This window comes from Shewanella sp. SW32 (assembly GCF_025653365.1).
Taxonomy (GTDB): Bacteria; Pseudomonadota; Gammaproteobacteria; order Enterobacterales; family Shewanellaceae; genus Shewanella; species Shewanella oncorhynchi.
On record NZ_JAKKSJ010000025.1, the window covers coordinates 32,057 to 53,615 of the forward strand.

General features: G+C 45.5%; 16 protein-coding genes and 8 tRNA genes. 18 read left to right on the forward strand and 6 right to left on the reverse strand.

Annotation, left to right across the window (positions count from 1 at the left end):
* Positions 1-125 precede the first annotated feature (125 nt).
* Positions 126-1,991, forward strand: a complete 1,866-nt coding sequence (locus L5M28_RS15490; protein ID WP_263203790.1) for a M2 family metallopeptidase — start codon at positions 126-128, stop codon at positions 1,989-1,991.
* An 84-nt stretch (positions 1,992-2,075) separates the two neighbouring features.
* Here the strand turns inward: L5M28_RS15490 and smrA are convergent, their stop codons facing one another.
* Positions 2,076-2,666 (reverse strand): DNA endonuclease SmrA, encoded by a 591-nt coding sequence (gene smrA / locus L5M28_RS15495; RefSeq protein ID WP_198573474.1) that lies wholly within the window; start codon positions 2,664-2,666, stop codon positions 2,076-2,078.
* 118 nt (positions 2,667-2,784) lie between these two features.
* Between smrA and L5M28_RS15500 the strand changes: the two genes are divergently transcribed.
* Positions 2,785-3,360 carry a nuclear transport factor 2 family protein gene (locus L5M28_RS15500; protein ID WP_198573475.1) on the forward strand — a complete coding sequence of 192 codons (576 nt, stop codon included), beginning with the start codon at positions 2,785-2,787 and terminating at the stop codon, positions 3,358-3,360.
* Positions 3,361-3,464: 104 nt separating this feature from the next.
* A complete protein-coding gene (locus L5M28_RS15505) occupies positions 3,465-3,980 on the forward strand; it encodes a YchJ family protein (protein WP_263203791.1) in 516 nt (171 codons plus the stop codon).
* 174 nt (positions 3,981-4,154) lie between these two features.
* Here the strand turns inward: L5M28_RS15505 and L5M28_RS15510 are convergent, their stop codons facing one another.
* From L5M28_RS15510 to L5M28_RS15520, 3 genes are all read right to left on the reverse strand, one after another.
* Positions 4,155-6,338 (reverse strand): putative bifunctional diguanylate cyclase/phosphodiesterase, encoded by a 2,184-nt coding sequence (locus L5M28_RS15510; protein WP_263195809.1) that lies wholly within the window; start codon positions 6,336-6,338, stop codon positions 4,155-4,157.
* 245 nt (positions 6,339-6,583) lie between these two features.
* A complete protein-coding gene (locus L5M28_RS15515) occupies positions 6,584-6,871 on the reverse strand; it encodes a DUF406 family protein (protein ID WP_113939682.1) in 288 nt (95 codons plus the stop codon).
* A gap of 208 nt (positions 6,872-7,079) precedes the next feature.
* Entirely contained in the window at positions 7,080-7,568 is a 489-nt protein-coding gene (locus L5M28_RS15520) for a VC2046/SO_2500 family protein (RefSeq protein WP_263141936.1), read from the reverse strand.
* Between the two features lie 125 nt (positions 7,569-7,693).
* Here L5M28_RS15520 and L5M28_RS15525 point away from each other — a divergent pair.
* The 4 genes from L5M28_RS15525 to L5M28_RS15540 all read left to right on the forward strand — a co-directional run bounded on the left by L5M28_RS15525 (position 7,694) and on the right by L5M28_RS15540 (position 9,536).
* A tRNA-Tyr gene (locus L5M28_RS15525) sits at positions 7,694-7,778 on the forward strand.
* Between the two features lie 71 nt (positions 7,779-7,849).
* Positions 7,850-7,934, forward strand: a tRNA-Tyr gene (locus tag L5M28_RS15530).
* A 142-nt stretch (positions 7,935-8,076) separates the two neighbouring features.
* A tRNA-Tyr gene (locus L5M28_RS15535) sits at positions 8,077-8,161 on the forward strand.
* Positions 8,162-8,414: 253 nt separating this feature from the next.
* Entirely contained in the window at positions 8,415-9,536 is a 1,122-nt protein-coding gene (locus L5M28_RS15540; protein ID WP_263203793.1) for a PLP-dependent cysteine synthase family protein, read from the forward strand.
* 118 nt (positions 9,537-9,654) lie between these two features.
* On the opposite strand, the gene queE is transcribed toward L5M28_RS15540, so the two are convergent.
* Positions 9,655-10,323: a 7-carboxy-7-deazaguanine synthase QueE gene (gene queE / locus L5M28_RS15545; protein ID WP_263203794.1), complete on the reverse strand. Its 669-nt coding sequence runs from the start codon at positions 10,321-10,323 to the stop codon at positions 9,655-9,657.
* Positions 10,324-10,494: 171 nt separating this feature from the next.
* Between queE and queC the strand changes: the two genes are divergently transcribed.
* Together queC and rrtA are read left to right on the forward strand one after the other, a co-directional pair.
* Positions 10,495-11,217 (forward strand): 7-cyano-7-deazaguanine synthase QueC, encoded by a 723-nt coding sequence (gene queC, locus L5M28_RS15550; protein WP_263203795.1) that lies wholly within the window; start codon positions 10,495-10,497, stop codon positions 11,215-11,217.
* Positions 11,214-11,810: a rhombosortase gene (gene rrtA, locus L5M28_RS15555; protein ID WP_263203796.1), complete on the forward strand. Its 597-nt coding sequence runs from the start codon at positions 11,214-11,216 to the stop codon at positions 11,808-11,810. The genes queC and rrtA overlap by 4 nt, the downstream gene beginning before the upstream one ends.
* 77 nt (positions 11,811-11,887) lie before the next feature.
* Here rrtA and uvrB read toward each other — a convergent pair whose 3' ends face one another.
* Complete coding sequence (uvrB, locus tag L5M28_RS15560) at positions 11,888-13,894, reverse strand: excinuclease ABC subunit UvrB (RefSeq protein WP_028760013.1); 2,007 nt, start codon at positions 13,892-13,894, stop codon at positions 11,888-11,890.
* 1,067 nt (positions 13,895-14,961) lie between these two features.
* Here uvrB and L5M28_RS15565 point away from each other — a divergent pair.
* The 9 genes from L5M28_RS15565 (at position 14,962) to rsxC (ending at position 21,553) form a co-directional block, all read left to right on the forward strand.
* Positions 14,962-15,037: transfer RNA gene (locus tag L5M28_RS15565), tRNA-Asn, on the forward strand.
* A gap of 57 nt (positions 15,038-15,094) precedes the next feature.
* Positions 15,095-15,170, forward strand: a tRNA-Asn gene (locus L5M28_RS15570).
* 32 nt (positions 15,171-15,202) lie between these two features.
* A tRNA-Asn gene (locus L5M28_RS15575) sits at positions 15,203-15,278 on the forward strand.
* Between the two features lie 43 nt (positions 15,279-15,321).
* Positions 15,322-15,397, forward strand: a tRNA-Asn gene (locus tag L5M28_RS15580).
* Positions 15,398-15,447: 50 nt separating this feature from the next.
* Positions 15,448-15,523 (forward strand) — tRNA-Asn (locus L5M28_RS15585).
* A 211-nt stretch (positions 15,524-15,734) separates the two neighbouring features.
* Positions 15,735-17,639 carry a GGDEF domain-containing protein gene (locus L5M28_RS15590; protein WP_263203798.1) on the forward strand — a complete coding sequence of 635 codons (1,905 nt, stop codon included), beginning with the start codon at positions 15,735-15,737 and terminating at the stop codon, positions 17,637-17,639.
* A 125-nt stretch (positions 17,640-17,764) separates the two neighbouring features.
* Positions 17,765-18,343: an electron transport complex subunit RsxA gene (rsxA, locus tag L5M28_RS15595; RefSeq protein WP_006081543.1), complete on the forward strand. Its 579-nt coding sequence runs from the start codon at positions 17,765-17,767 to the stop codon at positions 18,341-18,343.
* A 1-nt stretch (position 18,344) separates the two neighbouring features.
* Positions 18,345-18,944, forward strand: a complete 600-nt coding sequence (gene rsxB, locus L5M28_RS15600) for an electron transport complex subunit RsxB (RefSeq protein ID WP_063884360.1) — start codon at positions 18,345-18,347, stop codon at positions 18,942-18,944.
* Positions 18,938-21,553 carry an electron transport complex subunit RsxC gene (gene rsxC / locus L5M28_RS15605; RefSeq protein WP_263203800.1) on the forward strand — a complete coding sequence of 872 codons (2,616 nt, stop codon included), beginning with the start codon at positions 18,938-18,940 and terminating at the stop codon, positions 21,551-21,553. Before rsxB ends, rsxC begins: the two co-directional genes overlap by 7 nt.
* Positions 21,554-21,559: the final 6 nt, after the last annotated feature.

Sequence of the window (21,559 nt, forward strand, 5' to 3'; positions counted from 1 at the left end):
CTGTGATACAAGCGGTATGTCGTACATGTCCGAATAAGTGTTAAAAACAAGTCAATTAACCCTTGTGCAATAACCCTGTGGTTTAGGTAAACTGTTTAACACAAAAACAACAAGGACAACTAGACATGGTTATTTCATTGAATCGTCGCAGTAAAATCGCCCTCACAGTGGCACTCTCGCTGGGATTAACGGCCTGTAATGATGCTCAAAGTAAAACAGACAAGACAGATACAGCAGAAGCAGCTGTCATCAATACCGCCCCAGATAAAGCACAAGCCATTGCTTTTATTAATGATGCTGAAGCCAAGATGGCCGAATTATCGATTGAATCTAATCGCGCCGAGTGGATTTACAGCAACTTTATTACTGATGATACCGCGGCCCTGTCTGCTGCAGTCGGCGAAAAGGTCAGTGCAGCGTCGGTAAAATTTGCAACCGAGGCGGCTAAGTACGCCAATGTAGAACTCGATCCTATTAATGCCCGCAAGCTCAATATCCTGCGCAGTGCGCTAGTGTTACCCGCGCCGCTCGATCCTGCGAAGAATACCGAGCTGGCACAAATTAGTTCAGAATTAAATGGCTTGTACGGCAAAGGAAAATACTGTTTTGCCGACGGCAAGTGTATGACTCAGCCTGAGCTATCGAGCTTAATGGCCGAATCACGTGATCCCGTAAAATTACTGGAAGCGTGGAAAGGCTGGCGTGAAATCGCCAAACCTATGCGTCCCTTGTTTCAACGTGAAGTGGAACTGGCCAATGAAGGCGCGAAGGATCTTGGTTATGCCAACCTGTCTGAGCTATGGCGCAGTCAATATGATATGAAGCCCGATGATTTTTCACAGGAACTCGATCGTCTTTGGGGCCAAGTAAAACCCCTTTATGAATCTTTGCACTGTTATGTGCGCGGTGAACTCAATAAAGAATACGGCGATAGCGTCGCACCGACCACTGGCCCCATCCCTGCACACTTACTTGGCAACATGTGGGCCCAGCAATGGGGCAATGTGTATGATCTCGTCGCCCCTGACAATGCCGATCCGGGTTACGATGTCACTGAGTTACTGGCAAAGAAAGGCTATGACGAGCATAAAATGGTGAAACAAGCCGAAGGCTTCTTCACATCATTAGGGTTCGCACCATTGCCAGAAAGTTTTTGGGCGCGTTCTCTATTCGTACAACCAAAGGACCGTGATGTGGTTTGTCACGCTTCGGCGTGGGATCTCGATAATCTCGACGATATCCGCATTAAAATGTGTATCCAAAAAACTGCCGAAGATTTTAGCGTTATCCACCACGAACTTGGGCATAACTTCTATCAACGCGCTTATAAGCAACAACCCTTCCTGTTTAAAAACAGCGCCAACGATGGTTTCCATGAAGCCATTGGTGACACAATTGCACTGTCGATTACGCCAAGCTATTTAAAGCAAATCGGCTTATTAGAAGAAGTACCTGATGCATCTAAGGATATCGGCCTCTTACTAAAACAAGCCTTAGACAAAATTGCTTTCTTGCCCTTTGGCCTGATGATAGATCAGTGGCGCTGGAAAGTGTTTAGCGGCGAAATCACGCCCGCCCAATATAACCAAGCTTGGTGGGATCTGAGGGAAAAATACCAAGGCGTCAAAGCACCGACTGAACGTAGTGAAGCAGATTTTGATCCGGGTGCTAAATACCATGTACCAGGCAATGTACCCTACACCCGTTACTTCCTAGCGCATATTTTGCAATTCCAATTCCATCAAGCGCTGTGTGAAACTGCAGGCGATAAAGGTCCGGTACACAGATGCAGTATTTATGGTAATCAAGCCGCGGGAGAGAAACTCAATAAGATGCTCGAGTTAGGCTTAAGTAAACCTTGGCCAGAAGCATTGAAAGAAGTCACCGGCAAAGAAACGATGGATGCAAAAGCGGTGCTCGATTACTTCGCCCCACTTAAAACATGGTTAGATGAGCAAAATACCACCGCAAACCGCCAGTGTGGTTGGTAAGGGTTCATAAAATCATCACCCAATAACATAAAACAAAATGCCCAATAAAATTGGGCATTTTTATTCAATACTTATCTGTTTAATCTAACGCCATCCCATTCCTTTACGATTGGCTTCACGGTTTTCAAGCTTAAGCTGTTCTGACTTAGTTAACATCACATAAAGTGCCCCAGCACCGCCCTGCTCGGTTTTCGCCGAATGATAGGCAAGCACCATGTCGAGTTGTGATAACCAATAGCACACAGCGGATTTGAGCAATCCCGCAAAGGGTTGACTCTGATAGCCTTTACCGTGGATCAACATGACACAGCGTTCACCATGTGCCTGCGCTGCCAGTAAATAGTTAAGGACGGCATCACGAGCTTGGTTTAACCGATAAGCATGCACATCAAGCTCCATCTTGATGCTGTATTGCCCCATTCGGAGTCGTTTAAAAACGCCGCCTTGTACCCCCTCACGCTTAAAGCTCACAATGTCATCTGGCGCTTGCTGTGGAAACGCTTTTAAATCCAGTGGCATACACGCTAGGAAGGCTTCCCGTTGTAAAGCATCGCGTCTGTGTATTTGCTCAGCCGTCAACGCTTTCGGTGCTAAATTTACCACTGGCATATCGCCTTTTAGTGGTACGACTCCAGCCATTTCCTCAAAAAACAGTGCTGATTCATCATCCAGCATGGCAAGCTCCTTTACTTCACACTCTTGTACAGAAACACACTTTGTAAACATTCAAGGCTTTAGTTCAGCGGGCGCCTCCATTATAGTGACGCCATGATTGCCAGATTAGAATAAAGTAATGAAATTTTTGCCGCTAGTCCTGATGTGCTTATTGTCACTACCAAGCTTAGCCAATCCAGCTAAAACTCATACAAAATCCACTGATGATCAATTGATCAACGCTAATTATCCTTTGTTTATTAGCGCTTTTAATCAATTGTCCCCTGAGGTGACCCGTGAGATTTACGCTGATGACGCTAGCTACTTATCTGAGAGTCAAAGTAAAGAAATTTACTATGGACGAGACAATATTATCGCCATTTACAAGAAGTTTTTCGATAAAATCCGCGCCAAAAAAGCCACTATCGACGTGGATTTTCGCATTACTAAACGCAAAATTATCGGTAATGGTGCCATAGATACAGGCTATTATTTGGTTCGATTTTACCCAGCACAAGAAACTGGCGAACCTGTGAGTGAATTTGCGGGCAAATTTGCTATTGGTACAGAAAAAGTCTCATCCACCCAATGGAAAGTGAGCTTAGATACCAATAACCGTGCAGAACCTAGCTATTATCTGAATGCGAAACCAGTACCTAACTTATATTATGGTCGCCAATTTCCGCCTTTACCTGCGGGTAAAAAATTACCCTAATGTTAATGCCGATTACGTTTAAATGGACTGTCTCACATCTAACGCATTTAGATATAAATCGAATAAATTCAAACAAATACAATTAAACTAAAGATTTAGCTAACATGACTACAACTAAACAAGCCTGCCCCTGTGGCAGTGGGATAAGCTATCAAGATTGCTGTGGTCCACTGCATACGCATGTAGACTCTGGGCAAATCATTGCCCGTACACCTGAACAACTTATGCGCTCACGCTACTGCGCATTTGTATTGAAAAATTTTGATTACATTTTAAAAACACATCATCCAGACTATCTAAATGGCCTTACTCTCACGAGCCTCAATGCTGGTCCTCACCCACATTGGTTAGGATTAGATGTACAGAGCAGCACTGAAACACCAATCCACAATGCTCAAGCGGCGATAGCTGAACAACGACATGGCACTGTTACTTTTAAAGCTTGGTATAAGCTCGATGGTGAAATTGATGCTATCTATGAGCGATCCGAATTTATCTATCAAGCAAGTCGCTGGTATTACAGCCAAGGCCAGCAAATGACGGCTAAATTACCCGGTAGAAATGATCTCTGTATTTGCCATAGTGGCAAAAAATTCAAACAATGCTGCTTAAAATCTTAATAGGTATACAGTGCTGAACTGCACTGGAGAATGACGGTGAAGGTTTATAGTGCTGATTGAACAAGCACAGAGATGAATAATAAAGGCAACCTAGATTACAAACCTAGGTTGCCTTTTTTTTTATCGTGAGCAGCACATTTGAAATAATTGTGACTTAGTGGATTATGTGTAACTTTAATGGGTTATGACCGAAGCGCTTTTAGCCGACAAGATAAATTGTGCAAACTCAGGCTCCCGTAATGCAGGGCTATAGAGATAACCCTGTGCCTGATGGCAAAAACTTTTCGCTAAAAATGCTTCTTGCTCAAGGGTTTCAACCCCTTCTGCCGTCAAAGATATATTTAATGCATTCGCCATGGCGATAATGGCTGACACAATTTCGCGACTTTCGCGGCTGACGGTAAGATCTGAAATAAACGAACGATCAATCTTAAGTTTACTGATCGGAAACTGCTTCAAATATCGCATAGAGCAGTAACCCGTCCCAAAATCGTCAATCGCGAGCCCTACGCCTAATTCCGCTAACTCTTGACATAACAAGGTCGCGTGACGAATATCACCCATCAATTCAGTCTCTGTGATCTCTAAGATTAACGTCTTAGGTTTCAAGCGATAACGCGTCAACAACTGCCACACTTGCTCGAATAAATTACCACTGAAGAACTGGCGGGCCGACACATTCACATGCATTGTCATATCTGCATTATGATGCTGCCATAGGTTTAACTGTCGACATGCGGCCTCTAAAACCCAACTGCCGATAGAATTTATCATCCCCGACTGCTCAGCAATATCAATAAAGGAAGCTGGAAATAACACGCCTCTTTTAGGGTGGTGCCAACGGATTAAGGCTTCGGCGCCAATATAGGTATTCTGCTCAAGATCCCTCAGTGGCTGATAATAAAGCTCAAACTGACGACCACGGATCGCACTGTGTAAATCACGTTCTATCTGCGCATCCTCTTTAAATGCGCTCAATAACGTACTGTTAAATACTTGGATTGCAGTGCCTTTTTTCTTTTTAGCATACTGCACTGCAATATCGGCACAGGTTAATGGGGCAAACAAACTCGCCACAGAGGCAATATCAACCACAGCTAAAGCAGGCTTTGGTTCGACTTGCTCACGGCCGATTAAAATAGGCATAGCAAGATGTTGATACAGGCGAGTACTAAAATAATCGAGATCGTAAACGGCATTATCATCGGTCAATAGCACTGCAAATTCATCGCTGCCGACGCGGGCAATTTCGGTGGCCTTATTAATCTCAGAAAAATGTTTCAAACGGCGGGCAATTTCTATCAACAAGCTATCGCCATTTTCATGGCCATAAGTATCGTTAAAACGCTTAAATCCCACTAAATCAACTAATAACAACAGTCCCTTCGTGGTACGTTCAAGGACTCGATTAAAATGAGTACGGTTATGTAGTCCCGTTAATCCACAACGCCAAGCAAGCCGTTCAAGCTCTGACTTATAGTTATGCTCATCGGTATTTTCTTCACACGAGACCAAGGCATAATGATTGCCGCGATCGGTAATGAATTGACTCAGCACGTATGTCAGCCAATAACGACTGCCATCGGCACGACTAAACTGCACTTCGCCTTTGGCAATTTCCCCCCTAAAGATTTGCGCTAGGGTTTGCTCGGCTAATTGGGCATGCTGCTTGAAAAAAGCCAACTCACGAATATTCGCGCCGATAATCTGCTCACGGGGTATGCCGGTGATTTCACTGTGCGCCTGATTCACATACTCGACTTTTTCAGTATGCAAATTAATTAACATACTGATTTGTCGCGATTGTTCAGTGGCACAGCGAAATAAACTCAAGCTTTCTTCTTTATCGTAGCTGTGCTTTGTCGCTAAGGTCAGGGCTAATTGGTCGGCCATCTGGCACGCGAGGTGAATTTCACTGTCATGCCAGTGGGGAGTCAATTGTGCCCGCTCGATGCAGAGCACACCTTCGAGATGACCATTGATGCGAATGGCGATGTCGAGACTCGAGTTGATTTGCCGCGGGATAAAATAGCACTCAGCCAATTCACTTAAACGTGGATCGGTCAGGGCATTGCCTGCATCGATATGGCGCAGAGTTTTGAGCTCGTGTACATACCGGGGACAATCTTGTAATAACTTAGGTCGATGAATGTCTTGCAACATCATAGAACCAAATTGTGCGACGAGTGATTGGGTTTGTTGATCAGATGAAAAAGTCCACACTGATACCAAAGAAACCGCTAAATTCTGGCACAACAACTCTGTGGTTAACTCTGCCGTCTTTGTGAAATCGCCCTGCTGTTTTGCAGTTGACTGTACCAAAGACTCCAATAAATGCTGATGCTGACGTCGCTTCACGCTGGTTCCCTACAAAACTTCGTGTTGGGCTAAAGGTCTTTGCTGTTAGCAAACTTACCTTGAAATTTAGAATTAAGCTGATTGAATTATTCTTATTTGGAGGCAGATTACACTAACTGTTGTAAGCACAGCAACATGTGGCACAATTTATTACAATTTGGTTAACAATAGCAGCATTTTTAGGCAATTAGCGCGATTTCCGTGACATCTATAACCGACTAAAAACTAAAGTGCTGCTCTAAAAATTACAGGCCGTTTTCCAATTGAAAAATCATTTTTTCCGCGCTGACATTGAAGGTCAGCAGTAAGTCGACGCCTTCAGTCTTAGTCACAAATTCAGTTTGCACTTCAGCAAATCGAGTTTGAGCGCGTGTTGCCATGCTTTCGGCATCCGCTTGAGCGCTATCGCCAACAAAATTTAACGTCAATAACGTATCGTGCTCATCAATAACGGCGCCGATATCGACAAAGCTGCCGCAATCGGTGCAAGTGTCGTTCACTGTCGGGCTCTGTGCTTCTATTATGCCTTTCATCTGTATTCCTTAATGTATAGAGCGACTGATTAACGGCATCACTAAAATATGCTCGTTAAATTTTTAACGTGGTAAATTTTAACTCGATAGGTTAATACGAATTATAGGTAATTAAGCTTCAAGATAACTGGCTTTAGCTCACGCTTATTTATCGAAATGGATCAGATTGACCCGATGTGTATTGAAGATCACTTGCGGGAAGACGGCCTTAGGCTGAGGCGAGCAAAGACACAAGATTACGTTGGATTGCCAATTGATCAGCAAAGTGCATGATCTCGACTTTGGGCGCGGTTAGTTGGCCCCTTTGCCTCAGCTGAGTGACATGGTCACAGTTACTTAACGCTTCTGCCATTGCGACTGACTCGCCGCCACGGATGACTAAGGCTTCCGGTCGCAATGCTTGTTGTAATTGAAACGCACGTGGACCTTGAGCCATAAAAATACTGCTGTTATCAACCACTGGTTCAGCAGACGATAAATCCGCCATTAAACTTTGCTGCGGTGGTAATTCGAACTGACGCTGTAATTTTTGCGCCATATCGAGTTCATTTTGCCATTGGAATTGTGCCATGTCCCGTGCGTCAACCGACAGTAACGACAGCAACAGGGCGAATTCGCCCCGTCTGTCGTTTTCTATCGCCGCGTTTAAGCGGGTGCCAATTTGGGCTTCGTTGACTAAAGGAACATCAATTTGCATAAAAAAACATCGTCAAAACAATTCGTTGTTAGTTAATCGACCATTTGATACATAACTTTAGGAATATTTTTAAATTGGGTATTTACATGGAAAAGGTTTCTGACTACTATGGCGGCCGCAATTGAGGAGGGGTTCCCGAGTGGCCAAAGGGATCAGACTGTAAATCTGACGGCTCAGCCTTCGAAGGTTCGAATCCTTCTCCCTCCACCATTTGCACTGCAAGTTTTATCGTGTTGTTCGAAAATGATGTAGAGTTTTACAAAAGCGTTAAAGGTATTCGTGGAGGGGTTCCCGAGTGGCCAAAGGGATCAGACTGTAAATCTGACGGCTCAGCCTTCGAAGGTTCGAATCCTTCTCCCTCCACCATCTTTATCTCTAACGCAGAGAATCATTTTCAAAAACTAAACATGGCCAATGTTTAGTTTTGTCTTGATAAACAAGTCCGTTATTGATGATGTTTTGAAAGACAATTTTAAAAGTCAGTTGTAAAGCTAAAAAGAAAGTTTGTGGAGGGGTTCCCGAGTGGCCAAAGGGATCAGACTGTAAATCTGACGGCTCAGCCTTCGAAGGTTCGAATCCTTCTCCCTCCACCATTTCTTTCACTATCGCATATCCTTCTTGTTCCACTTCCGCTTAGTCTGTTCCAACTTAATCTGACTGTTCCAGCTTAATCTAATTAAATTCTTAGTATTTCTATGTTAAGTAAACCTCTTGGTTAACGACATTTTTTGATTTCAATTACGTCGTGCTCTACTTTAAGCGAATGAGTTCAAGCTCATCCAATAAAACCCGCTTTGCCCGTCCCTGTGATATGCTCTGAAAACGATCCCTTTCGATGTGACTACTATGATTTCTAACACGATTCAACCACCAGTGGATTCTCACAGCGCTCACAGACTCTGCCCCACATGGGAAGCCCACGCGATAGGCAAGATTGAAGCGGATTTTCAGCGCAGCGCCGATACCCACTTGATTAAGCTTGAATTACCTATGCTCGATGGCATAGATATTTATCTCAAAGATGAAAGTACCCACCCGACAGGGAGTTTGAAGCATCGCCTCGCCCGCTCACTCTTCCTCTATGCCCTGTGTAACGGCTGGATTAAGCAAGGCACGCCGATTATCGAATCCTCATCGGGCAGTACGGCGATTTCTGAAGCCTACTTTGCCCGCTTACTCGGTTTACCTTTTATTGCCGTAATGCCCAAAAGCACAGCTAAAAAGAAGATTGAGCAGATCACTTTCTATGGCGGTCAATGTCATTTTGTCGATCATTCCAGTGAGATTTACGCCGAATCGGCGCGCCTTGCCGCAGAGCTAGGCGGCCATTATATGGATCAATTCACCTACGCCGAGCGTGCAACCGACTGGCGCGGTAATAACAATATCGCTAACTCGATTTTCAATCAGATGGAGCGCGAGCCACACACTATCCCGCGCTGGATAGTGATGAGCCCAGGCACTGGCGGCACATCGGCGACCATAGGCCGCTACATTCGCTATCAGAGGTTGGCAACACAACTTTGCGTAGTCGACCCGCAAAACTCCGTTTTTTTTGATTTCTATCAGAGCGGCGATGTCAGCTTAACCTGTTGTAATGGCAGTAAGATTGAAGGCATAGGTCGACCGAGAGTCGAGCCATCGTTTATTCCTGGAGTTGTCGATACTATGCTGCAAATTCCCGACGCCGCATCAGTGGCGACGATTCATTGGTTAGAACAATTGATTGGCCGTAAAACCGGCGCATCCACAGGAACCAACCTGTACGGCGCATTGCAACTTGCAGTACAAATGCAAGCGCGTGGAGAGCAAGGCTCAATAGTGACCCTCATTTGTGACTCGGGTGAGCGTTACCTTGATACTTATTACGATACAGATTGGATTACAGCTAACATCGGCGATATTGCGCCCTATCAGCGCCAACTTGCAGCATTTAATCATTTCGGCCAGTTAAGTGAGCTTGATTAATCGACTCGATGAAATCCCTTGAGTCGACGGCTTTACAGTCCACCGCTAAACGTCAGCCATAAAAAACGCCCCACAATTGTGAGGCGTTTTTTATCGTTTATAGATTAACTGAAGGGCATTAATCAATATTCAAATACTTATGGGTTTGGATCGATAAACGCCAATTACGGGCAATACACACCTTCATAGCCAGTTCAGTCGCTCTGGGCTTTTGGCTAATCGGCTGCAGACAAATTGTTTTCGCCGAAATATCGATGTCTTGCAGTAACTCATCCAATTCAGCAATGTGATTTTCAGTGGCGATGGGATGCTTGATCTCATTGGCACGGTTAAGCGCCTGCGCTAATACCTTATAGCCCCCTTTCATGTTCACCTTGGGTGATACTGTCACCCAAGTGTCATCAGCACAGTTGATTTCGAAGGTGCCACTGGTTTCGATTTGAGTCGCAAAGCCTTGGCAGTGCAAGGTTTCGGTTAATTCACGTAAATCGTACATACAAGGCTCGCCGCCGGTGATCACTATATGGCGCGCAGTAAAACCTTTGGTATGAAAAGCCGCAATAAGACTTTGCGCTGTATGATCTGCCCAGCGTCCAATAGTGCCATCTACGCTAATGACTTGCTCTTGCGTCACTTTATTCACTTCAAGCACATCCCATGTCTGTTTCGTATCGCACCAAGCACATCCCACGGGACAACCTTGCAGGCGGACAAATATGGCGGGCACTCCGGTAAAGACACCTTCACCTTGAATGGTTTCAAATACTTCGTTGACTGGGTAGTTCATGCTGGCGTTCCACTTTTCTGGGGCGGCATTTATAGTGGATTTTAGCTTGAGCTGCAAGTTTTTGCGCCGAGAAAGCCTATTTGATCTAGATCGCCAGAGTTTGCAAGCCCTATGGCCTGAGTTACACTAACGGCCTATTTATGAGTGTTCTACGGTTAAGTGAAATCCTTTATGTCAACGAGCTTAGTGTCAAAACCCTTAGCGTCCAAAGCAGTGGTAGTATTCAGTGGCGGACAAGATTCGACAACCTGTCTTATCCAAGCCCTAACCCAGTACGATGAAGTACACGGGATCACCTTTGACTACGGTCAGCGTCACCGCGAAGAAATTGAAGTCGCCAAATTCTTAGCAAAACGCTTGAAGATCACCAGCCATAAAGTCATGGATGTCACCTTACTCAATGAGTTAGCGATATCGGCGCTTACCCGTGATGCGATTCCCGTTTCACATGAGTTAATGGAAAATGGGCTGCCGAATACTTTTGTGCCTGGACGTAATATTCTGTTTTTAACGCTTGCGGGCATTTATGCCTATCAATTAGGCGCTGAAGCGATTATCACCGGCGTATGTGAAACCGACTTTTCGGGTTACCCAGATTGCCGCAACGATTTTGTTAAAGCGATGGAGTCAGCCTTAGTTCAAGGCATGGATAAACAACTTAAGATCATCACGCCCTTAATGTGGCTCAATAAGGCTCAAACCTGGGCGCTGGCGGATAAATATCAGCAACTCGATCTGGTTCGCCACCATACTCTCACCTGTTATAACGGCATCATTGGCGATGGTTGTGGCAATTGCCCGGCTTGTCATCTGCGTAAACGTGGTTTGGACGACTATCTGCAGGATAAAACCACAGTCATGGCTGAGCTTGACGCTAGCGAGCCAAATGCATGACACGCAGTCCCTATTGGGTCGCGCTGATAGTGAGTCTGATGTGTGCGGGTTTGTATGTCGCAGGCTTAGCCAGTCCTGCTGTCGACAACCTGCTCGCCTATCGCCGCAGTGCAATTAGTGAGGGTGAATGGTGGCGATTAATCAGTGGAAATTTACTGCACACGAATCAATGGCATCTATTGATGAACCTTGCAGGGCTGTGGGTGGTGCTATTTTTGCACCATTTTCATTATCATCTCAAAGGCTTAAGTGCACTATTTTTCGTGTTATGTTTACTTGAAGGTATAGGCTTGTATTTAGGCTATCCGCAATTGCTTGGTTATGTCGGCTTAAGTGGTATGTTGCATGGCTTGTTCGCCTACGGCGCAGTGCAGGATATTGTCCGTAAGCTGCGCTCAGGCTATCTGCTGCTCGTTGGCGTTATCATCAAAGTCGGTTACGAACAGCTTTATGGTGCCAGCAGTGATGTCACCGCCATGATAGGTGCGCGCGTAGCAACCGAGGCGCATTTGGTCGGCTTAATCTGCGGGTTGATTTGCGCTTTAGCGGTGTTTATCAAGCTAAAAATGAGCCCATCAAAAGTCCCTGCTTAATCCAAGTCAAGATATTAAAAAGCCGTCGCAGCATGATTGCTGGACGGCTTTTTTTAATGCAGAGCGCAAGAATAAATCTAGGCTTTGATTAACAGGTCCCGCAGGTGCTTGACTTCATCACGCATTGCCGCCGCTTGTTCAAACTCTAAGTTGCGCGCATGTTCATGCATCTTCTTCTCAAGCTGATCGATTTGATGGCTCAACTCTGCCGCATCGGCTTTATGGTAATGGGACTTAGGCTCAGCCACTTTGCCATACACAGCTTTACTGTCGCGGCCATCATCCACATCCATCACATCGGTGATCCGTTTAACGACGCCCTTAGGCGTGATACCGTGTTTTAAGTTGTGCGCCCGCTGACGTTCACGACGTCGGTCAGTTTCACCTATCGCTTTCTCCATCGAATTGGTGATGCGATCGGCATAGAGGATCACTTTACCATTGACGTTACGCGCCGCGCGGCCAATCGTTTGGATGAGCGAGCGTTCAGAGCGCAAGAAGCCCTCTTTATCGGCATCTAAAATACACACCAATGACACTTCAGGCATATCTAAGCCTTCGCGCAATAAGTTGATCCCAACCAGCACATCAAACTTACCTAAACGCAGATCGCGGATGATCTCGACCCGTTCGACTGTGTCTATATCCGAATGCAGATAACGCACTTTTACGCCATGTTCGTCGAGGTATTCAGTCAAATCCTCCGACATACGCTTAGTGAGCGTCGTCACTAACACCCGCTCATTGACGGCCACTCGCTTGGCGATTTCAGACAATAAATCGTCCACTTGGGTCCCAACAGGGCGCACTTCTAATTCAGGATCGAGTAATCCCGTTGGCCGCACGACCTGCTCAGCAATCTCGCCTTCACTCTTTTCCAGCTCGTAGGCACTCGGTGTTGCCGACACATAAATAGTTTGCGGCATCAATTGCTCAAACTCTTCAAACTTGAGCGGTCGGTTATCCAAGGCGGACGGTAAGCGGAAACCGTATTCCACAAGTGTGGTTTTACGGGAACGGTCACCTTTGTACATAGCGCCGATTTGCGGCACAGTCACATGGGATTCATCGATAATTAATAAGCCGTCGGCAGGCAAGTAGTCGAGTAAGGTTGGTGGTCCTTCCCCCGGTGCGCGGCCAGACAAATAGCGCGAGTAGTTTTCGATGCCAGAGCAATAACCCAACTCCACCATCATTTCCACATCGTATTGCACCCGCTCATGGATACGCTGGGCTTCAATTAACTTGTTGTTATCGAGTAGATATTGTTTACGCTCACGCAGTTCTTCTTTAATAAACTCAGTGGCAGCGATGATCTTTTCTCGCGGCGTGACATAGTGTGTTTTTGGATAAACCGTCGTACGGGCGATACGTTTAATAATATGGCCCGTTAACGGGTCAAACTCACTTAAGCGTTCAATCTCATCGTCGAACAACTCGACTCTAATAGCATTACGCTCAGAATCGGCGGGGAAAATATCAATCACTTCACCGCGCACACGATAAGTACCACGTTGTAGCTCAATATCATTGCGCTTGTACTGCAATTCACTGAGACGAATTAAGATGTCACGCTGCCCCATCACATCGCCTTGGCGTAGATGCAGCAACATTTTTAAATAGGAATCGGGATCGCCCAAGCCATAAATAGCCGACACCGAAGCAATCAGCACCACATCTTTACGCTCTAACAGCGCCTTAGTGGCGGATAAACGCATCTGCTCAATGTGAGCATTAACCGAAGCGTCCTTTTCGATAAAGGTATTTGACGCGGGTACATAGGCTTCGGGCTGGTAGTAATCGTAGTAAGAAACGAAATACTCGACCGCATTATGGGGAAAGAACTCTTTCATCTCGCCATAAAGCTGCGCCGCCAAGGTTTTATTAGGCGCCATGATAATCGTGGGCCGACCTAACTTTTGGATCACATTGGCAATCGTGAAGGTTTTACCTGAGCCCGTCACCCCGAGTAAGGTTTGGCAGGCCAGACCCGCTTCGAGTCCATCGACTAATTTGGCAATCGCTGTAGGTTGGTCGCCTGCGGGGGCGAATTGCGATTCAAGCTGAAAAACAGATTCTGACACGCGCACATATCCTTTTAGTGAGTCGCCCCATTCTAATCAAGTCACCGACTAAGCTCCACAGTTATCCTTCCTGTCGTCATATCAATACGATCTAAAACCGCAAGATGACAATTTAAAGGAAGAAACATGAAACTTTTAAACTAAGGCGTTTTCAGCGTTTTTTGCTCACAAAACACCCGCAAACTAAGCAAAAATGCCAATTTAATACACAAGAAATCAATTTCGTTCGATTACAAAATTGCAACCTTGTTTTCACCCTCAACAAAAACCACTTGCTTTTAGTATGCATTTGATAATGCTTAAATTTATTTTTGAACCCCAAAATAGTGCATTTTAAGTCCGCCGCCCATACCCCAAGGCTTTGGCGGCCATTTTTCAGGACAACTCACAGGGTTATCCACAGATTTTGTTGATAAGTCGAAATAACCTAGAAACCACGCGGGATTGGAGGCTGTCATATGCCTTAACAACCGGCTCGCAGCATTTAGTAATTTAATTACATTTGATAAATGTTGCTACTTGTATCAATTTCACTAACTGTAATTAACGCGAGCTGTTGTAGCGCATCTGGTGCCAAACTAATACTGAAGTGCATCACTTCATTTGAAAAACAGCTCACGCTAATTCGATAAAGCCTCAATTAACACCTCCATCAACAACAGCAAACTTGTTAAAACAGAAAAACGGGCTTTAACAGCGAAAAGATAACCCACGTTTTCTATCGGCATAAAGAACTGAGTAAATTCACATTACCCCACCTGAGATCCTTTTTTGAGCGGTTTGAGTCTTAAGTACTCGACCAAGTACCGAAAACGGTGTCGATTATTTAGCGAATGATTTCAATTTCATAGAATCACCGCTTAAAAACGATGGACTCAATTATGGCTATATTGCGAATTGTTAAGTGGTTTTTCACGAAAAATGTCGAATTCTGCACCACGATGCACATTAGATGAGCACTTAACAGCATAATTACACTTTTTTTAGTAACTCGAGTTGACTCATCCAACAGAGCGTTTTACTATGCGCTCCGTTCTCAACGAGTCGCTACGATTGTGTGAAACGATTCCCCTGTAGTTCAGTCGGTAGAACGGCGGACTGTTAATCCGTATGTCACTGGTTCAAGTCCAGTCAGGGGAGCCACTTTAAGCACATGATAAAAATGAGTTAGAACAAGCAGTAAGATAAGTTGTAAACAATTCCCCTGTAGTTCAGTCGGTAGAACGGCGGACTGTTAATCCGTATGTCACTGGTTCAAGTCCAGTCAGGGGAGCCAATTACATTATCAAGCTGAAGCATTAAAATGATTCCCCTGTAGTTCAGTCGGTAGAACGGCGGACTGTTAATCCGTATGTCACTGGTTCAAGTCCAGTCAGGGGAGCCAATTTAAGCAAGCTAAAAAGTCGATAGTAATATCGCACCTCGATTCCCCTGTAGTTCAGTCGGTAGAACGGCGGACTGTTAATCCGTATGTCACTGGTTCAAGTCCAGTCAGGGGAGCCATTTAAAAAGTGTTATTTCTGTAAAGTCGATAGCAATATCGCACCCTCTACTCCCCTGTAGTTCAGTCGGTAGAACGGCGGACTGTTAATCCGTATGTCACTGGTTCAAGTCCAGTCAGGGGAGCCAATTTATTCTTCGTTTTGTTCTCGTGCCTTTGCCTCTTCCGGCTTCTAGTTACCCTATTCTTTTCCGTTTTGTTTTTAAGCAAATGCAGTTACACTGTTATCAGCTTATTAATAAAAATTTATGAGTGTCATCACACAGATAGCTGCAGTTAAGTATTCTTGACTTAAACTTATCCTGTTTGAGCTCACCCAAAAAAATAGAGCGGATTTTTATGGCCATGTCAAAATCATATCCAATTTTTTTACTGCTTATTTTCTTAGGTCTTTTTGCTTGGGTATATCAAAGCGAAAATAGCCAATTACAAATCCAACAACAGCAAGAACTGGATAGCTTTAAAACCAGTTTAACCCGCTACCAACAATGGCAAGGTGATGGCGCCGAACTCTTCAAAAAGCTTTCTGAAAATTACCCATTCCAATTTTTCCAATATATTGATGATACCGATGGCCAACGGAGTCATACAGAAGGTCGTTTAGACAGCCAACATCCTCATCCTTTAGCCCGTTTATTTTCTATCGAACTCAGTCATACACAAAAATTGGCAACCGGTCGTTTACAAGTCAAACTCAGTGCAAACCAAGCGATTGAAACTTCGATTAGTCATACTCAAAAGCTCGGTGTCATGTTACTGGTGGCTTACCTTATCTTGCAGTTAGTGTTTATTCTGTTAATGTCAAAACATAGGGCGGCGATACGTTATGCTGCTGATTATATTTCAAAAATACCTGAGTTAGGGTTTTCTGCTGTCGCATCATCAAAACTCACAGGTGAGCTCAACCCCATTGGAATATCCCTTGAAGAGTGTCGTCTTCAACTTAAAGCCCAAATCGATAAACTCAATCAAGAGAATGAAAAGCTGCATAAAGCGGCCTATCAAGACACAGTGACGGGTTTTGGTAGTCGCCAGCGCTTTACCCAAAAATTAGAAACCATAAGCAATCCCGATATTCCTCAATTGGGGCTGATGGCAATGGTTAAGGCCACAGAGCTTGCGCAAATCAATCAAAAACAAGGGCGAACTGCGGGGGATGATTATCTTTCAAGGGTGGCAAATTGTATCCGCAAAGCCTGTAGTAAGTATTCAGATGCAGAATGTTTCAGGGTATCGAGCGCTGATTTTGCCATCTTTATTCCTGATGTCATGCTGAAGGATGCGCCAAAATTTTTAGATCAATTAAAAATTTATCTCGATGAATATTTGCAGATGACAAAAGCGGAATCTGTTGCCCATATCGGTTTAGTTCCCTATCACCAAGGTACCGATGCGGTTAATTTGCTGACGATTGCGGATACCGCAGTCAGCATAGCGCAGACCCTTGGACCTAATAGTTATCATATCCAAGAAAAACTCAATGGTGACGAGCAGTTTGGTGATGATCGCTGGAAAATGGCGATCAATGATTTAGTCACTCGCCAAGCATTAAAATTCTACCAACAGCCAATTCAGCCCTGCCGAACTGATGTAGAGGTTTACCGTGAGTTGTTGGCGCGCTTTTACAATAGCGAAGGTAAGTTTTTACCGACCACCACAGTGATCGCTATGGCCGAACGTCACGGTATGAGTTCTGAATTAGATAAACTGGTGGTGATCAGTGCATTAAGAATGCTTAAGGAAAACCCGACAATTTCGGGTAATTTCGGCATCAATATCAGCGCATTTTCTGCGCATCAGGATATGTTTGTCGCTTGGCTAAAGGACATTTTAGGCAAGCAAAAATACATCGCCTCGCGCTTAGTATTTGAGATCAATGAGTCAGGTATGCAGTCTAACTTAGGGGCAAGCTATAAGTTCGTTCGCGAAATACATAGCGTTGGATCTCGAGTGTCGATAGAGCGTTTTGGCATGAGCTTTACGTCCTTCAAATTCTTCAGCGAAGTGCGCCCAGACTACATAAAGCTTGATGGCAGCTACACATCGAACATCGATGAAGACAGCAATAATAAGTTCTTTGTCCGTATGATGGTGGATGTTGCAAGACGGATAGGCATTCGGGTTATTGCGACCAGCGTCGAACGCCAAGAAGAAAAACTCACCCTCGAAAAACTCTTAGTTGATGGATTGCAAGGCTATTACATAGCACAGCCCCAAGCCATGGCGATTACAGATCAAATTTAATACTTTAACGGGTTAATTCGTCGCCAAAATTTACAGTAAAGATGGTTAACCCTGCATTCTATATGTTGTTTATGCAAACGGAAAAGTCGATAATACGGCCAAGATCCGTTTAGAAAAGTATTGAGATGACTGAATATCTCCTCTTGTTGATCAGTACAGTACTGGTCAACAATTTCGTTTTAGTGAAATTCTTAGGCTTGTGTCCTTTCATGGGGGTATCCAGTAAACTGGAGTCCGCTATTGGCATGTCTATGGCGACCACTTTTGTGCTGACGTTAGCCTCTATTCTCAGTTACCTCGTCAACCAGTATCTATTATTACCCTTTGATCTGAGCTACCTGCGAACCATGAGCTTCATTTTAGTGATTGCGGTTGTGGTGCAATTTACTGAAATGGTGGTGCAAAAAACCAGTGCTGCACTGCATCGGGCTTTAGGGATTTACCTGCCGCTTATCACAACGAACTGTGCTGTGTTGGGTGTTGCCCTATTGAACGTTAACGAGAAGCACGATTTTATCCAATCGGCTATCTATGGCTTTGGTGCTGCGTTAGGCTTCTCATTAGTGTTAATTCTCTTCTCGGCGATGCGCGAACGTTTAGCTGCCGCAGATGTCCCCTTACCTTTCAAAGGCGGCGCCATAGCGATGATCACCGCAGGTCTTATGTCCCTCGCCTTTATGGGATTCACAGGATTGGTTAAGTAAGATGTCCGGAATTTTAATTGCAGTCATATTGTTGACCCTATTGGCATTAGTCTTTGGACTATTACTCGGTTTTGCCGCCGTTAAATTTAAGGTTGAAGGCAATCCGATTGTCGATGAACTCGAAGCGATTCTGCCACAAACCCAATGTGGTCAATGTGGTTACCCTGGCTGTCGCCCTTATGCTGAAGCGATTGCCAACGGCGATAAAGTCAACAAATGCCCTCCTGGCGGCACAGCCACCATGGAAAAATTAGCGACCCTGATGGGCGTCGAGCCCGAGCCGCTGAATGCCGAAGCACAATCTCAAGTGAAAAAGGTAGCCTACATACGTGAAGACGAATGTATTGGTTGCACTAAGTGTATTCAAGCCTGCCCCGTGGATGCGATTATCGGTGCAGGTAAGCTTATGCATACTGTGCTGACGACCGATTGCACGGGTTGCGATCTCTGTGTTGAGCCTTGTCCCGTCGATTGTATTGATATGATCCCAGTCACCCAGAATCTTAAAAATTGGAACTGGCGCTTAAATGCCATCCCAGTGACTCTCATTCAAGAGATTCAGAACCAAGACCCACAGTTAGAAGAGGAAAAGCGGTGTTAACTTTATTAGATCAATTAGATAAAGGAACCCTTTGGCGCTCACCCGGTGGTATACATCCACCCGAAGTCAAATTCCTCTCGAACGCGACGCCGATTAGCCAACTGCCCTTAGCCGATACGTACTTAGTGCCCATCCCTCAAGTCGGTGAAAACTGCACACTTGCGGTAAACATCGGCGATAGCGTACAAAAAGGCACACCGTTAACTCAAGGCACCTCTATTTGGCATTTACCTGTGCATGCGCCGACATCAGGCACTATCGTTGCCATTGAGCCAAGGGCTAGCAACCATGCTTCAGCATTGCCAGTTAACACTTGCATTATCCAAGCCGATGGCAAAGACACTTGGTGTGAGCTGGTGCAAAATGAGCTTGATGACTTAAGCCATCAACAGATGATCGATAAGATCCGTGCTGCTGGCATTGCAGGCATGGGCGGCGCGGCATTTCCAACTCATATTAAGCTTAATCCGGTCAGTGAAATTGATTTAGTCATCATCAACGGCGTCGAATGCGAACCTTATATCAGCGCCGATGACAGATTAATGCGCGAATACAGCCAAGATATCCTCGCCGGTATTGGCATTATTCATCGGTTATTAACGCCAAAACGTATTGTTATCGCCATTGAAGATAATAAGCCAGAAGCGGCCAAAGCCATGCAAGCTGCAGTCGTCCAATGTGGGCTCCCAGCGGATAGTATTCGGGTAACCGTCATTCCGACAAAATATCCTTCTGGTGGTGAAAAGCAGTTAATTCAAATCATTACTGGCCGCGAAGTGCCCTCGGGCGCTATTCCCGCCAAACTCGGTATCGTCGTGCATAACGTCGGCACTGCCTTTGCAATTCATCAAGCGGTTACTCAAGGTAAACCGCTGATTGAGCGTGTTGTGACTGTGACGGGCAAAAATGTCGGTAAACCGGGGAACTACTGGTTACCGATAGGCACACCTGTTGAGCATGTGCTGGCTGCGACTGAGTTCACGCCAGAGCCGGAACAAAAGGTGATTATTGGCGGGCCTATGATGGGCCATGCGTTGGCGAATATCCAAGTGCCTATTTTAAAAGGTACTAACTGTATTCTGGTGCCAAGCAGCCAAGAAATAGGAACTACGCCAGAAGAAAAAGCCTGTATCCGCTGCGGCGAATGCGCCAATGCCTGCCCTGCACTCTTATTGCCACAGCAACTCTTTTGGCACGCCAAGGCCGAAGAATATGACAAAGCTGCCAGCTACAATCTAAAGGATTGTATTGAATGCGGTTGTTGTAGTTACGTCTGCCCGAGTGATATTCCCTTAGTCGAGTATTACCGCATTGCCAAGTCCGCACTTAAACAAGCCGCCGATGAAAAGCAGCAAGCGGAGCGCGCTAAACAGCGTTTCGATGCCCGTTTAGCGCGTCTTGAAGAAGAAAAGCTTGCCCGTGAAGCTAAGGCCAAAGAAGCCGCAGAGCGCCGACAAGCGACTATGACTGGCACGGATAAAAATGCCGTCGCTGAAGCCATGGCACGGATCGCCGCGAAAAAAGCCGCAGCTGCACAATCAGCAACTGAAGAATTGTCGAATGAAGAATCATTGAATCATCAATCAAACGTAATAACCACTGATACGACAGACGCGCCCAAGGGTAAAGCTGCCGTTGCCGCAGCCATCGCCCGCGCTAAGGCGAAGAAAGCCGCCCAAGTGAATGCCGATGGTGTAGATACAAATGGTGCTGATACAAACAATGTGGTGAATGTTGATGCCAGTGCTGAATCCTTCTTAGCAACAGATGCAATCGCGCAAGAAGCGCCGTTATCTCAGAAGGACAAAGTCGCCGCGGCCATTGCTCGCGCCAAAGCTAAAAAGGCGGCTCAGCAAGCCGATACCGCGCCGCTTGAAACGGCTGAAACGGCTGACAGTACACCAGAAGCCAGCGCTGCCGATGATAAAAAGGCCAAAGTGGCTGCCGCAGTTGCGCGGGCAAAAGCCAAGAAAGCGGCGCAGCAAGCAGAAACCGCCGCTAGTGATATTGAAGTTAGCAATACTGACGTTAGCGTTAGTGATGTTAGCGTTAGTGACGTTAATGATTCAGAAGCGATTAAGAAAGCCAAAGTAGCCGCCGCGGTTGCCCGTGCTAAAGCGAAAAAAGCCGCGCAGCAAGCTGAGACAAATGCTGACAATGATTTAACTCAGACCGCGACTCCAGCAGTTGATTCCGCAGCTAGCGTTCAAGCAGATGTGAATGATGATACAGAAGCAGCCGCTACTGACGTTAACGACGCTGAAGCAATTAAAAAGGCCAAAGTGGCCGCCGCTGTTGCTCGTGCTAAAGCGAAGAAAATAGCTGCGGCATCAGCAGCTGAGTCTGAAATAGAGTCCGTTGACGACATTCAAACTAAAGCTAACGTGGCATCGCCGTCGATAGCAGCACTTGACGCCGTCGTAGCTAAACCCGAAGCCGTTTTACCATCCGCTGAACAAATTGTAGAACCCATTGAAACGGCAGCCTTATCAGGCGATGAGCTTAAAAAAGCACGGATTGCTGCGACCATCGCCAAGGCGAAAGCCAAAAAAGCGGCACTCGCTCAACAAACCGAAGCTTCGAGCGATTCAAATGTTGCTAATGATTAAGAACAG